Source organism: Burkholderia sp. RF7-non_BP4, from assembly GCF_001521935.1.
Taxonomy (GTDB): Bacteria; Pseudomonadota; Gammaproteobacteria; order Burkholderiales; family Burkholderiaceae; genus Burkholderia; species Burkholderia diffusa.
On record NZ_LOTA01000022.1, the window covers coordinates 1 to 1749 of the forward strand.

The following is a 1749-nucleotide window of genomic DNA, read 5'->3' on the forward strand; positions in this document are numbered from 1 at the left end:
CCCACCCTCAAACAGCTCTTTGGCTTCTGATCGAAGCGAGGTGATGCACATGACCGCAACCGGGACCCAACCGGATCTGATCCTCCATAACGGAAGATTCACGACCCTCGACCGCACGAACCCCGTCGCGACCTCCGTCGCGATCAAGGATGGCCGCTTCGTCGCGGTCGGCCACGACGCGGACGTGATGCCGCTCGCGGGCCGCGCGACGAAGGTGGTCGACCTCGACGGCCGCGGCGTGCTGCCGGGCCTGATCGACAACCACTGCCACGTGATTCGCGGCGGCCTGAACTACAACATGGAGCTGCGCTGGGACGGCGTGCCTTCGCTCGCCGTCGCGATGGAGATGCTCAAGCGTCAGGTCGCGATCACGCCCGCGCCGCAGTGGGTGCGCGTGGTCGGCGGCTTCACCGAACATCAGTTCGTGGAGAAGCGCCTGCCGACGATCGACGAGCTCAACGCGGCCGCGCCCGATACGCCGGTGTTCATCCTGCACCTGTACGATCGCGCGCTGCTGAACGCGGCCGCGCTGCGCGTGGTCGGCTACACGAAGGACACGCCCGAGCCGCCGGGCGGCACGATCCTGCGCGATGCCGCGGGCAACCCGACGGGCCTGCTGCTCGCGAACCCGAACGCGACGATCCTCTACGCGACGCTCGCGAAGGGGCCGAAGCTGCCGTTCGAATACCAGTACAACTCGACGCGTCACTTCATGCGCGAGCTGAACCGGCTCGGCGTGACGGGCGTGATCGACGCGGGCGGCGGCTCGCAGAATTACCCCGACGATTACGAAGTGATCCGCAAGCTGCACGACGCGGGCGAGATGACGATCCGGATCGCGTACAACCTGTTCACGCAGAAGCCGAACGCCGAGAAGGAAGACTTCGTGAACTGGACCAGGAGCGTCAAGTATCACGACGGCACCGATTACTTCCGCAACAACGGCGCGGGCGAGATGCTGGTGTTCTCGGCGGCCGATTTCGAGGACTTCCGCGTCGCGCGTCCCGATCTGCCGGCGCAGATGGAAGACGATCTCGAAGGCGTCGTGCGCGTGCTCGCGCAGAACCGCTGGCCGTGGCGCATGCACGCGACGTACGACGAAACGATCAGCCGCGCGCTCGACGTGTTCGAGAAGGTCAACAAGGACATCCCGCTCGAAGGGCTGAACTGGTTCTTCGATCACGCGGAAACGATCTCCGAGAAATCGATGGACCGGATCGCCGCGCTCGGCGGCGGTGTCGCGGTGCAGCACCGGATGGCGTACCAGGGCGAATACTTCGTCGAGCGCTACGGCGCGCAGGCGGCCGAAGCCACGCCGCCGGTCGCGAAGATGCTCGGCAAGGGGCTCAAGGTATCGGCCGGCACGGACGCGACGCGCGTGGCGTCGTACAACCCGTGGGTGTCGCTCTCATGGCTCGTGACGGGCAAGACGGTCGGCGGCCTGCGCATGTATCCGCAGCGCAACCTGCTCGATCGCGAAACGGCGTTGCGCATGTGGACCGAGTACGTGACGTGGTTCTCGAACGAGGAAGGCAAGAAGGGGCGCATCGCGGTCGGGCAGCTTGCCGACCTGGTGGTCCCGGATCGCGATTTCTTCGCGTGCGCGGAGGACGACATCGCGGGCACGACGGCGTTGCTGACGGTGGTCGGCGGCAGGATCGTGTGGGGCGCGGGGCCGTTCGCGTCGCACGACGCGCCGATTCCGCCCGCGATGCCGGACTGGTCGCCCGTGCGCGAGTACGGCGGCTA

1 protein-coding gene is annotated in these 1749 nt (G+C 66.8%); it reads left to right on the forward strand.

From position 1 onward, the window contains the following. Nucleotides 1-49 precede the first annotated feature (49 nt). Nucleotides 50-1749 (forward strand): amidohydrolase (locus tag WS49_RS08280; RefSeq protein WP_059526378.1); only part of this gene is annotated, 1700 nt, incomplete at its 3' end.